This window comes from uncultured Tateyamaria sp., assembly GCF_947494755.1.
In the GTDB taxonomy this organism is placed as follows: domain Bacteria; phylum Pseudomonadota; class Alphaproteobacteria; order Rhodobacterales; family Rhodobacteraceae; genus Tateyamaria.
In genome coordinates, this window is record NZ_CANLVZ010000009.1 from 24298 (window position 1) to 36559 (window position 12262).

Here is a 12262-nt window from a genome sequence, read left to right on the forward strand (position 1 = left end):
ACCGTGCGCGGCGTGCACAGAACACTGCGCACGTCGCCCCTCGCATCGATAGCCTGACTATAAATATCACTCTCAAGAAGGGAGATCACTGATGACCGATTTCACCATGCAAAAGGACGCCGACGGCATTGCCACGATCACGTGGGATGTGGCCGGCAAGTCCATGAACGTCATGTCGTTCGAAGGGCTCGAAACGCTGAGCGACCTCGTGGACGACGCCCTAGGCGATGACGCCGTCAAAGGCATCGTTATCACCTCTGGCAAGGACACATTCGCAGGCGGCATGGACCTCAACCTGCTCGCCAAGATGAAGGAAGATGCAGGCGATGAGCCTGCCAAGGGCCTGTTCGAAGGCACGATGAAAATGCACGGCCTGCTGCGCAAGATCGAACGCGCTGGCATGGACCCCAAGACCAACAAGGGCGGCAAGCCTGTTGCCGCCGCCCTGCCCGGCACCGCGGCTGGCATCGGGCTGGAGTTGCCATTGGCCACGCACCGCATCTTTATGGCCAACAACCCCAAGGCCAAGGTTGGCCTACCCGAAATCATGGTTGGGATCTTCCCCGGCGCGGGTGGCACGACACGCCTTGTGCGCAAACTGGGTGCGATGGCCGCATCGCCCCTATTGCTTGAGGGCAAGATGCTGTCGCCCGACAAGGCCAAGGGCGTTTTGGTCGATGAAGTCGTCGATGATCCGGTCGCCGCCGCGCGTGAGTGGGTGCTGTCCGCGACAGACGCTGACATCCTGAAACCATGGGATGCCAAGGGCTACAAAATGCCCGGCGGCGCGCCCTACCACCCTGCCGGTTTCATGACCTTCGTGGGGGCTGCGGCTATGGTCAACGGCAAGACCCAAGGCGTCTATCCTGCGGCCAAGGCGCTGCTGAGTGCCGTCTATGAAGGTGCGCTTGTGCCATTCGACACCGCCCTCAAGATCGAGGCGCGCTGGTTCACAAACATCCTGATGAACCCCTCGTCCGGTGCCATGATCCGCTCGCTGTTCCTGAACAAGGAAGCACTGGAAAAAGGCGCGGTGCGCCCCGAAGGTGTCCCGGATCAGCGCGTCAAGAAACTCGGCGTGTTGGGTGCGGGTCTGATGGGCGCGGGCATCGCGCTGGTCTCGGCTCAAGCCGGTATCGAGGTCGTCCTGATCGACCGCGATCAGGAGGCGGCGGACAAGGGCAAAGCCTACACAGCCAAATATGTCGAAGGCGGGATCAAGCGCGGCAAGACCACGCAGGAAAAGGGCGACAAGCTGTTGGCGCAGATCACCGCCACCCCTGATCTGGATGCACTCAAGGGGTGTGATCTGATTATCGAGGCCGTGTTCGAGGACCCCAAGATCAAAGCCGAGATCACACAGAAGGTCGAGGCGATCATTCCCGACGACTGCATCTTTGCCTCCAACACCTCGACCCTGCCGATTTCGGAACTCGCCAAGGCGAGCAAAAATCAGGACCAGTTCATCGGCATCCACTTCTTCTCTCCGGTCGAAAAGATGCTGCTGGTCGAGATCATCAAGGGCGCCAACACCGGCGACCGGGCCGTGGCCAAGGCGCTGGATTACGTGCGCCAGATCCGCAAAACGCCCATCGTTGTCAACGACGCGCGCTTCTTCTATGCCAACCGCTGCATCATTCCTTACGTCAACGAAGGTGCGCGGATGGTCACGGAAGGGGTTGAACCTGCGCTGATCGAGAACGCGGCCAAGCTGGTCGGAATGCCCCTCGGCCCGCTGCAACTGACGGATGAGACGGCCATCGACCTTGGTGCCAAGATCGCACGCGCGACGATGGCCGCGATGGGCGACGATTACCCGAAATCAGGGGCCGACGATCTGATCTTCTGGCTTGAGGAGGAGGGCCGTCTGGGTCGCAAGGCCAACGCGGGCTTTTACCAATACGATGACAAGGGCAAGCGCATCGGCCTCTGGGATGGTCTAAACGAGAAATACCCGCTCGCCGACGATCAACCCGAAGTGACGGAGGTGCAGCATCGCCTGCTGTTCAGCCAAGTCCTCGAAGCGGTCCGTGCGCTGGAAGAAGGCGTGCTGATGGACATTCGCGAAGGGGATGTGGGCGCGATCCTGGGCTGGGGTTTTGCCCCGTGGTCCGGCGGGCCGCTGTCATGGCTCGACATCATCGGCACGCCCTATGCGGCCGAACGCTGTGACCAGCTCGAGGCGAAGTATGGCGAGCGGTTCAAGTGCCCCGACCTGCTGCGCGAGATGGCCGAAAAGAACCAGAGCTTCTATGGTCGGTTCGGCCCGAAAGACGCCGCAGCCGCTGCATAAACAAACATGGGGCCTCGCAAACGCGGGGCCCTTTCTCCATCACCCGGCCTTGCGGGACACGATCCATGATCATGCGCAGATAGAAGTCATACGCATCACGCAGCACGTAAATCCAGCCGGGAAAGTCGGACAGTTTCGGGGGGCGGGGACATGGGCACGTAAAGCCGGCGGGATGCAGGGATCAGCAGTGCGGATCAACGGCTTGGTTCCAGCGGTCCCGTAATGGGCAATGACGGGCAAAGGTCCGACATCGCGGTGATACCGAACCATAGCGAAAAAGGGTAAGGCGCGGCCCTCCAGGTACGCGCGCCCTCCCAGTCAGGCAGAGGTGTAAAGGGTGCTGGTTCCCATCTTGTCTTCGACCATCATGCACTCAACCAGAAATGCGGCGTCGCGGGCGGGCACAACCTCGTAAGCGCCATTCATGGCCCCCATCTGACACAGCTGGATTTGCGCAGGTGGGCAATGCAGCAGCGCGCCACCTTCGGCATAGATTACCTGTTCCTGTGCAAAGACCAATGTGATGACTTCGACCTGAGTGCGCGGCGCGACCCGGGTGATGCCACGAAAGCCGTCGAGGGTCTTGGCGGCGACCACAGCAAAAGGATCGCCCATGGCGTCGCAGGCAGCGTCGGTTTCGATCAGGACGCCTTGGTCAGGCAGCAGTTCCACGTCCTGGCCGTTGCCAAGCGCACCAGCAGGGACGTGGACCGAGGCGTAGGCGGCAGGCACCATCGCATCAGCGGCCCAGAACGTATCGCGGCGCACTTCAACCACGGGTTGCGCGCCCGCATCAAAGGTCAGGACCAGATCGCCGGGGGCCAATGCCTCAACACCGCGCCAGCCCATCGATGTGGCCACCCGTGTGCCCGCCAGCAAACCGCGTGTCGTCATTAGACCGCCATCCCATGCAGCCGACGTTTCGGCCATCCGCTGCGGTGCGCTTTTGCCTTTGCCTTTCCATCCAAACATCTCATCCATCCCCATGGTGCGACGCCTCTCATGCGCCGGTTGCTTTGATGTCTTCATCTGGGGTGATTCTCGGGGCGCAGATCGGTCCTGATCTGGGCACAAATGAGGCATTGTTCCGGGACGTGGTAACAATGATCCCATTAGCGCGCATTTGAGGCAAATTTGACGACAATGAGCAGCGAATTGCGCGCATGGCGCGAACTTCACTCGAATGTGTAGCCGAATCTGTCGATGTCTTCAGCGCAGGATATGGCAACAGCCGCCCGCGCCTGATCCGTGTAATAGGTCCGATAATCCGCATCGCGCACGGACGCATTGGCGCGCCCGATCTCCAGCTCAAAGCCAAGGTGATCCCACAGCGGGGCCGCATCGGTGTCCAAAGCCTCAAGCCGGATATAGAGATTGCAGCGCTCGGCCCCGCTGGCATCTGTCATGTAGTGCCGCGCGGGGCTCGCCTGGAGGGATGCGCGCACCTGGCCTGCGCAGGCAAAGTCAGAAAATGGCATCTGGGCCGCCAAGGCCACCGCCGGGTGGTCAAAGGTCTGATCGCGCAGCCAGTGATAGTAGCTGACCATCCGGTCCCAAGGGTTGCGCACCAGCGTAAAGGCGAACAGCCCGTCCAGCGTCGGCACCAGCCCATCAATGTCCGCAAGGGTTGAGTGTTTCCACAGCCGCCCCCGCGTCTGCACATCCGCCACGCGCTTGCGCCGCTTCAGCGCCTTGGGCGTGTCCCCGAGCATAATGTCATCCTTCATCGCCCGCCCCTCGAGCGCCAGCGCCATGGCGGTGCCACCCGTCTTGGGGGCATGGACAAAGATATAGGACCGGCCGGTGCTCAGGATCATGTGGCACACCCTAGCCGCTGTCGCGCAGACGTCCATCCACCCCTTCCCATTTCGAACCGCCCTCGCCATAACTTTGCCTCAAGACGACGCAGCAGGGAGGCCACGTCATGGGGTGGATGTCAGACGAAACCGGGCTCGACAAAACAGCCGCCAACTATGTGGCGTTGACGCCGCTGTCGCATCTGGCGCGGGCCGCGCATGTCTTTGCCAACCACACCGCTGTCATCTATGGCGACCACCGGGTCACATACGCCGAGTATTATGACCGCTGCACGCGGCTGGCGTCACTGCTTGCGGGTATGGGCGTGAAGCCGGGCGATGTCGTCGCCACCTTGATCCCGAACCTGCCCGCACAGGCCGAGGCGCATTTCGGCGTGCCGGCCTGCGGCGCGGTGCTGAACACGATCAACACCCGTCTGGACGTGGATACGGTCGCCTACATCTTTGATCACGGCGAGGCGAAGGTGGTGCTGTGCGATCCCCAATTCCTCGATCTGGCTGAAGCGGCGATCGAGAAGATGGACGGCGCGCACCCCCTCATCATCGAAGTGGCCGATGCCGCGCACGGCTGGCCCGCAACGGGGCGGCATCCTGAATACGAGACGGTGCTGTCCGCCGCCGACCCGGATTTCAACTGGCACATGCCCGAAGATGAATGGGAAAGCCTCGCGCTCAACTACACCTCCGGCACGACGGGGCGGCCCAAGGGCGTCGTCTATCACCACCGCGGCGCGTATCTTATGACGATGGGCACGGTGATCTCGTGGCGGATGCAGTTGCACCCGGTCTTCATGGCGATTGTGCCGCTGTTTCACTGCAACGGGTGGAACCACACGTGGATGATGCCCGTGATCGGCGGCACGCTGGTCTGTTGCCGCGACATTGCCGCCAAGCCGATCTATGACGCCATCGCGGATCATGGTGTCACCCATTTCGGCGGCGCGCCCATCGTGCTGAACATGCTGGTCAACGCGGATGAGGCTGAACGCCGCCCCTTTGACCATGTGGTCGAGGTGTTTACTGCCGGGGCACCCCCTGCCCCCGCCACGCTGGCGAAGGTCGAGGCGCTCGGGTTCAACGTTACGCAGGTCTACGGGCTGACCGAAACCTATGGCCACGTGACCGAATGCGTCTGGCGGGGCGCGGATTGGGACGAACTGGCCCAGGCGGACAAGGCCGCGATCAAGGCGCGCCAGGGTGTCGCCTTTCCGATGATGGAACATATCACGGTGATGGACGCGGACATGGCTCAGGTGCCGATGGACGCCACCACCCAAGGCGAGATCATGATCCGCGGCAATTCGGTGATGAAGGGCTATTTAAAAAACCCAGAAGCGACTGCTGAGGCCTTCAAGGGTGGCTATTTCCATTCCGGCGATATCGCGATCCAGCACGATGACGGCTACATCCAGATCGCGGATCGGGCCAAGGACATCATCATATCGGGCGGCGAAAACATCTCCTCCGTCGAGGTCGAGGGGGTCCTGATGGGCCACCCGGACGTGAACCTGGCGGCTGTGGTGGCGAAGCCCGACGAGAAATGGGGCGAGGTGCCCTGCGCTTTCGTGGAACTCAAACCCGGCACATCGCCGACCGAGGCGGACCTGATCGCCTTTGCGCGCGAAACGCTGGCGGGGTTCAAAGCACCCAAGCAGGTCGTCTTTCAGGAACTGCCCAAAACCTCGACCGGCAAGATCCAGAAATTCGAGCTGCGGAAATTCGCTAAAACCTTATGAACCCCGGAACCGATCCGCGTTCCAGCCGTTGATATTCCGACAGCATTAGCTTGAGAGGATACGACATGAATTGGGACACGATCAAAGGCAACTGGAAACAGGTGACAGGCTCGGCCAAAGCCAAATGGGGCGAGTTGACCGACGATGACCTGCAAGAGGCCGAAGGCGACCGCGAGATGCTGGCTGGCAAGATCCAGGAACGCTATGGCATCGCCAAAGACGAAGCCGAAAAACAGATCGACGCGTTCGTGGCGGAACAAAAAGCAAAGTTCTAAAGCGACCGTGTTATGAAAACGCCGCAGCACCCCCGAGCTGCGGCGTTTTTTATTTGTCTGACAGATCGACCTTCCGGCCCGCCGTCTTTAGGGTCGTCCCATGGTATTTGAGCGCGACATTGATCTGATCAAGGACATCGTTCTAGGGCGCGATCTGTCGTTTGCCGGTTTGGACCGGCTCCGGGTCGCAGACAGTTTGCAAACGCTAAACAACGCAAACCTGCCGCACGACGCCTTCCTGCTGACCGCCATGCGCAGTCTCGCCCTGACCAGGAACGGCCACACCCGTCTTGTCCCCAATGCCGCCATTCGCATCCATCCCGTTCGGTTTGTCGCTTTGGGGTCAGGCATTTATCTGACAGCGGCACCAAGCGTCTATCAGGCCTGTCAGGACATGCCGCTTGTGGCCATCAACGATGTCGCCATCGAGGATGTCTTTGCCCGATTTGAACCGTATCTGGCCGGAAATATGCAACGACAACGCGTGATCGGGGCTCTTTTACTGGCGTGGCCAGCCGCGCTGAACGCGGTCGAAGTCGTTCGGCAAGGCAGGGATGTGACGTACACATTCCAGCCCACCGACAGCACCCAGAAAACCGTGACAATGGTCCAGCACGATCTGGTTCCAGGTCAAGACCTGTACCCCTATTTCGAGCAGGGGCAGCTGCAGGCCAGCGAGAAAAATCCGATCTGCCACAGGACGATGCCATCCGATGTGACCTATATCGCGTTCCCGGATTTCATTGACACCCGAGAACATACGCTTGAGGCGGACGTGGCGCGCGCTGTGCAGTCCATCACCAAACACCCCGATCACGATTGGGTCGTGGACGTACGGGGCAACCCGGGTGGGTCGTTTCTATGGAGCCTCCCCTTTGTCGAGGCCCTCAAGACCCAATGGCGGGGGAAGCGGTGCGCCGTGCTGACGGACAAATTCACCTTCTCGGCCGGTATCGTTTTTGTCGCCCTTCTCAAACACGCATTGGCCGACCGATTGACCATTATCGGTGAAGGTATGGGCGATAATCTACAGTTCTTTGCCGAAGGTGGCTTGCAGGACTTGCCTGACACGGGTGCGATGATCCGCTATTCCGACGCCTTTCATGACTGGCAAACCGGAACCGCCCACCCCTCAACCCCCGATATAATTGCACAGCACCTCGTCGGAGTAGGCGGTCTGACCCCCGATGTGACGGTCGACATCTCTGCCACACACAAGCGCCATGGTCGCGATCCTCAGTTTGAAGCCGCGCTGAGCGCATTGCTTTGACGCAAGCCTGAGCGCTTACCCTTTCGCGTAGCCAATGCTTTGCAGCGCCACCTTGATCTCGTCCAGGATTGCCGGATCATCAATCGTTGCGGGCATCTTGAAGTCCTGATTGTCGGCGATCTTGACGACCGTGGCGCGCAGGATCTTGCCCGAGCGGGTCTTTGGCAGCCGATCCACGACTACGGCCTGTTTGAAGGCCGCAACCGGCCCGATCTGCTCGCGCACCCGTTGCACGCATTCGGCCACAATCTCACCATGGGGGCGGTTCACGCCCGTGGTCAGGCACAACAAGCCCAAAGGGGACTGCCCTTTGAGGGCATCCGAAACGCCAACGACCGCGCATTCGGCGACGTCGGGATGTCCGGCCAGAACTTCTTCCATCGCACCGGTCGAAAGCCGGTGACCCGCCACATTGATCACGTCATCCGTGCGCGCCATGATATAAAGGTAGCCGTCCTCGTCCATCATCCCCGCATCGCCGGTCTCGTAATAACCGGGGAAGGTGTTGAGGTAGGATGATTTGAACCGCGCTTCGGCATTCCACAACGTCGGCAAGGTGCCGGGTGGCAAGGGCAGTTTGATGGCGATGGCCCCCAACTCTCCGACCGCGACGGGGTGACCCGCATCGTCAAGGATCTGCACGTCATAGCCCGGCATCGCGACCGTAGGCGAGCCGACCTTGACCGGCAGCGCCTCAAGCCCCGCCGGATTGCCCGCGATGGTATAGCCCGTCTCGGTCTGCCACCAGTGGTCATAGACAGGCACACCCAGCTTATCCTGCGCCCATTCGATAGTGTCGGGATCCGCCCGTTCGCCCGCAAGGTACAGGGCGCGTAGACCCGACAGGTCATATTTGGCGCGCTCGATCCCCTTGGGGTCTTCGCGTTTGACGGCGCGGATGGCCGTGGGTGCGGTAAAGAACGATTTCACGTCATGTTCTTCGATCACCCGCCAGAAGGTGCCCGCGTCGGGCGTGCCCACGGGCTTGCCCTCAAACACGACGGTGGTATTGCCGTGGATCAGCGGGGCATAGCAGATATAGGAATGGCCCACGACCCACCCTACGTCCGAGGCGGCCCAGAACACTTCGCCCGGATCGACCTGATAGATATTCTTCATCGTCCAGTTCAGCGCAACCAGATGGCCCGCCGTGGGGCGGACAACACCCTTGGGGGCACCGGTCGTGCCGGATGTATAAAGGATATAGGCCGGATGATCGCCACGCACGGGCGCGCAATCGGCAGGGGTCACACCCTTTTGGGCGGCATGCCAGTCCACATCGCGCGGGCCCAGATCGCAAGGGGCCTGCTCACGTTGCAGAATGAGACAGACCTCGGGGCTGTGATCGGCCATCTCGATGGCCCCGTCGAGTAGCGGTTTATAGGCCACCACACGCCCCGGCTCGACCCCGCAGGAGGCGGCGATGATGGCCTTGGGGGTGCAGTCATCAATGCGCACTGCCAACTCGTTGGCCGCAAAGCCGCCAAACACCACCGAATGGACAGCACCCAAACGGGCACAGGCGAGCATCGCTACAAGCGCCTCGGGCACCATGGGCATATAGATGATGACCCGATCGCCAAGGCCGACGTCGTGCGCCTGAAGGGCACCTGCAAGCGCGGCCACCTGGGTCTGCAATTCGGCGTACGTGATCTTGGCCGAGGTGCCGGTGATCGGGCTGTCATGAATGATGGCGATGCGGTTGCCATGACCCGCCTCGACATGGCGGTCTACAGCGTTCCAGCAGGTGTTGACCTGCGCATCCGCGAACCACTCATAGATGTGATCGCCGCGCTCAAACAGCGCTTGGGTCGGGGGTACGATCCAGTCGATGGCCTCAGCGGCCTGCATCCACCACCCTTCGGGGTTCGCCTTCCAGCTGTCATATTCCGCGCGATATCCCACGACGTTCTCCTCCGTCCCAAACCGTGTGACAAGGGGTACGCCGCCGCAATGCCTCCGGGCAAGAGGGCGTGGGGACTGTCATCCCGCTTGGGTGCAGAAATTTGCAAATATCCACGGCATGGACCTGCAAAACTTTTCAAACTGGCACGCATTACGCATAAATCTGGAAATCGGGACAAAGTTTGCAAAGCCAGCTTACGCGATTTGCAAAGCCTCAGTCGCGATCCCGGTTGTAGGTGTCAATCAATGCAGTCTGGCAATCGCGGCGATCCCCGGCACGGCAGGTCACACGTTCGGCCCCGACATAGATGGTTGTGCGGCTGTAGGTGCTGCCATCGCTGCGCTGAAAGGTGCGGGTGACCGTGTCGTAGGTGCGACCACGATCCGTGATCGTGCCGCTGCTCTGGTTCACAGTGTCCGCACATCCCGCCAGGATAAATGCGGCACATAGGCTGATGAAAGCTTTCATGGACGGTCCTCAAGAATTGGTTGCCAAACAAGTAGTACGCAAGCGGCAGATGGCACGGCCCGCTCAGCGTCTCTATCACAAAAACCCCAGGACGATGTGGCTTGACGGGGCACTGCCCCCGCCTCGGCCTGACCCGGGCTACATACTAGCCGTAATGTGCCACCGGTGTGCCTGCGACCGCCGACATGTTCAGCAAACCCCGCGCCGTGATCGAGGGCGACACGATATGCGCGCGGTTGCCCATGCCCATCAGGATCGGACCCACCTCGAGGCCGCCGCCCTTCATCTTGAGGATGTTGCGCACGCCGGAGGCCGCGTCGGCATGGGCAAAGACCAGCACATTGGCCGCGCCCTGCATTCGGTTCCCGGGGAACAGCCGCGCGCGCAGTTCGGGGTCAAGGGCGGTGTCGATGTTCATTTCGCCCTCATAACAGAAATCATGGCCCTGCGCGTCCAGAAGGCGGATCGCCTCGCGCAGACGCCAGCCAGACCCGTCCCCCTGATTGCCGAACTGCGATTGCGAACAGAAGGCGATCTGCGGCTGAACCCCGAAGCGGCGCACGTGGCGGGCAGCACCCACCGCGATCTCGGCGATCTCTTCCGGTGTGGGATGCAGATGGACCTGCGTGTCAGTCACGAACAACGGACCGTCCTCGAGGATCATCATCGACAGCGCACCGACCGGGTGATGCCCGTCACGGCCCAGAACTTGCGTGATGTAATTCAGATGCCAGCGGAACTCGCCGAATGTACCGCAGATCAGGCTATCGGCCTCTTCGCGGTGGACCATGACCGCACCGATGGCGGTGGTGTTGGTGCGCATGATGGCGCGCGCCAGATCGGGCGTGACGCCCTGACGGCACATCAATTCGTGATAGGTCTCCCAGTAGTCGCGATAGCGCGGGTCGTTCTCGGGGTTCACCAGATCGACCGTGTCACCCAGTTTGATCGTAAGGCCCGCACGCGCGATGCGCGCCTCGATCACCTCGGGGCGTCCGATCAGGATGGGACGTTCGGTGGTTTCCTCGACCATGGCCTGCGCGGCGCGCAACACCCGCTCGTCCTCACCCTCGGCAAAGACGATGCGACGCGCCTTGGCGCGGGCAGCGGCGAACACGGGCCGCATCAGCAGCGCGGATTTGAACACCGAACTGTCGAGCCGGGTTTTATAGGCTTCGAGGTCTTCTATGGGACGCGTCGCCACCCCGGTGTCCATCGCCGCCTTGGCCACGGCTGAACTGACAATGCTGACAAGGCGCGGATCGAACGGCTTGGGGATGAGGTAGTCGGGGCCAAAGGTCAGTTGCTCGCCCTGATAGGCAGCGGCAGCTTCGGCACTTGTGGTTTCGCGCGCCAGGGCCGCGATGCCATCGATGCAGGCCAGTTGCATTTCGTCATTGATGGTTGTGGCCCCCACATCCAGCGCGCCGCGAAAAATGAACGGGAAACAAAGCACGTTGTTGACCTGATTGGGAAAATCGCTGCGGCCCGTCGCAATGATCGCATCCGGGGCGACCTCTCGCGCGAGATCGGGCAGGATTTCAGGCGTCGGATTGGCCAGCGCAAAGATAATGGGCTGCTTACTCATCTTGGCGACGTTGTCTTGGGACAGCACGCCCGGACCGGACAGGCCCAGAAACAGGTCGGCCCCCTCGATCACGTCATCCAGCGTGCGCTTGTCGGTGGGTTGAGCGAAGGCCGCCTTGGCCACGTTCATGTCGATCTCGCGGCCCTCATAGACCAAACCGTGAATGTCGCACAGCCAGACGTTTTCGCGCTTAACCCCCAGTTTCAACAGCATGTTGAGGCAGGCAATGCCCGCCGCGCCGCCGCCGGTCGAGACGATCTTGATGTCCTCGAAAGATTTGTTCGCCACGTGCAGTGCGTTCTTGACCGCGGCCCCGACCACGATCGCCGTGCCGTGCTGATCGTCATGAAAGACGGGGATGTTCATTCGCTCGCGGCAGAGTTTTTCGACCACAAAACAGTCAGGCGCCTTGATGTCTTCGAGGTTGATGGCCCCGAAGGTGGGTTCGAGTGCGCAGACGATGTCGGCCAGCTTTTCGGGATCGGTTTCGTTCACTTCGATGTCAAAGCAATCGATCGAGGCGAATTTCTTGAACAGGACCGCCTTGCCCTCCATCACCGGTTTTGAGGCCAATGCGCCGATATTGCCAAGCCCCAGAACCGCCGACCCGTTGGACACCACTGCCACCAGATTGCCCCGCGCGGTAAAGCGTGCGGCGTTGGCCGGGTCCTCTTTGATCTCGAGGCAGGCTTCGGCCACGCCCGGTGAATAGGCACGCGCAAGATCGCGCCCGTTGGCCATTGGCTTGGTGGCGCGTATTTCCAATTTACCCGGCTTGGGGAACTCGTGATAATCCAGCGCCGCCTGGCGCAGATTTGATTGGTCAGACATGTGGTCCCCTTCTTGGGTATTTGGTTTAGCGTTAAACTGTTTTGGGCAGGTCGCCAATTGACCTTTGGTCAATCGCCG

At 61.1% G+C, this 12262-nt stretch carries 9 protein-coding genes; 4 read left to right on the forward strand and 5 right to left on the reverse strand.

Annotated features, from left to right (window positions below):
* The first annotated feature begins 91 nt into the window (after window positions 1–91).
* Window positions 92–2293, forward strand: a complete 2202-nt coding sequence (locus Q0908_RS12300) for a 3-hydroxyacyl-CoA dehydrogenase NAD-binding domain-containing protein (RefSeq protein ID WP_299284580.1) — start codon at window positions 92–94, stop codon at window positions 2291–2293.
* A gap of 318 nt (window positions 2294–2611) precedes the next feature.
* On the opposite strand, the gene Q0908_RS12305 is transcribed toward Q0908_RS12300, so the two are convergent.
* Together Q0908_RS12305 and Q0908_RS12310 are read right to left on the reverse strand one after the other, a co-directional pair.
* Window positions 2612–3265, reverse strand: coding sequence for a Hint domain-containing protein (locus Q0908_RS12305; RefSeq protein WP_299284583.1), 654 nt, complete (start codon window positions 3263–3265; stop codon window positions 2612–2614).
* Between the two features lie 203 nt (window positions 3266–3468).
* On the reverse strand, window positions 3469–4110 hold the full coding sequence (locus Q0908_RS12310; protein WP_299284586.1) for a Type II secretory pathway, pullulanase PulA: 642 nt from the start codon (window positions 4108–4110) through the stop codon (window positions 3469–3471).
* 107 nt (window positions 4111–4217) lie between these two features.
* Between Q0908_RS12310 and Q0908_RS12315 the strand changes: the two genes are divergently transcribed.
* The 3 genes from Q0908_RS12315 (at window position 4218) to Q0908_RS12325 (ending at window position 7391) form a co-directional block, all read left to right on the forward strand.
* Window positions 4218–5846, forward strand: coding sequence for an AMP-binding protein (locus Q0908_RS12315; protein ID WP_299284589.1), 1629 nt, complete (start codon window positions 4218–4220; stop codon window positions 5844–5846).
* Window positions 5847–5911: 65 nt separating this feature from the next.
* Window positions 5912–6121, forward strand: coding sequence for a CsbD family protein (locus Q0908_RS12320; RefSeq protein WP_299284592.1), 210 nt, complete (start codon window positions 5912–5914; stop codon window positions 6119–6121).
* 100 nt (window positions 6122–6221) lie between these two features.
* Window positions 6222–7391 (forward strand): peptidase S41, encoded by a 1170-nt coding sequence (locus Q0908_RS12325; RefSeq protein WP_299284595.1) that lies wholly within the window; start codon window positions 6222–6224, stop codon window positions 7389–7391.
* A 15-nt stretch (window positions 7392–7406) separates the two neighbouring features.
* Here the strand turns inward: Q0908_RS12325 and Q0908_RS12330 are convergent, their stop codons facing one another.
* The 3 genes from Q0908_RS12330 to Q0908_RS12340 all read right to left on the reverse strand — a co-directional run bounded on the left by Q0908_RS12330 (window position 7407) and on the right by Q0908_RS12340 (window position 12184).
* Window positions 7407–9296: an AMP-binding protein gene (locus Q0908_RS12330; protein ID WP_299284598.1), complete on the reverse strand. Its 1890-nt coding sequence runs from the start codon at window positions 9294–9296 to the stop codon at window positions 7407–7409.
* A gap of 214 nt (window positions 9297–9510) precedes the next feature.
* Window positions 9511–9765 (reverse strand): hypothetical protein, encoded by a 255-nt coding sequence (locus Q0908_RS12335; RefSeq protein ID WP_299284601.1) that lies wholly within the window; start codon window positions 9763–9765, stop codon window positions 9511–9513.
* Window positions 9766–9910: 145 nt separating this feature from the next.
* Window positions 9911–12184, reverse strand: a complete 2274-nt coding sequence (locus tag Q0908_RS12340; RefSeq protein WP_299284604.1) for an NADP-dependent malic enzyme — start codon at window positions 12182–12184, stop codon at window positions 9911–9913.
* Window positions 12185–12262: the final 78 nt, after the last annotated feature.

Excerpts from the sequence above, each read along its gene's own strand:
- Q0908_RS12300 (WP_299284580.1), top strand. The coding sequence starts at position 92 with ATGACCGATTTCACCATGCAAAAGGACGCCGACGGCATTGCCACGATC.
- Q0908_RS12305 (WP_299284583.1), bottom strand. The coding sequence starts at position 3,265 with ATGTTTGGATGGAAAGGCAAAGGCAAAAGCGCACCGCAGCGGATGGCC.
- Q0908_RS12310 (WP_299284586.1), bottom strand. The coding sequence starts at position 4,110 with ATGATCCTGAGCACCGGCCGGTCCTATATCTTTGTCCATGCCCCCAAG.
- Q0908_RS12315 (WP_299284589.1), top strand. The coding sequence starts at position 4,218 with ATGGGGTGGATGTCAGACGAAACCGGGCTCGACAAAACAGCCGCCAAC.
- Q0908_RS12320 (WP_299284592.1), top strand. The coding sequence starts at position 5,912 with ATGAATTGGGACACGATCAAAGGCAACTGGAAACAGGTGACAGGCTCG.
- Q0908_RS12325 (WP_299284595.1), top strand. The coding sequence starts at position 6,222 with ATGGTATTTGAGCGCGACATTGATCTGATCAAGGACATCGTTCTAGGG.
- Q0908_RS12335 (WP_299284601.1), bottom strand. The coding sequence starts at position 9,765 with ATGAAAGCTTTCATCAGCCTATGTGCCGCATTTATCCTGGCGGGATGT.
- Q0908_RS12340 (WP_299284604.1), bottom strand. The coding sequence starts at position 12,184 with ATGTCTGACCAATCAAATCTGCGCCAGGCGGCGCTGGATTATCACGAG.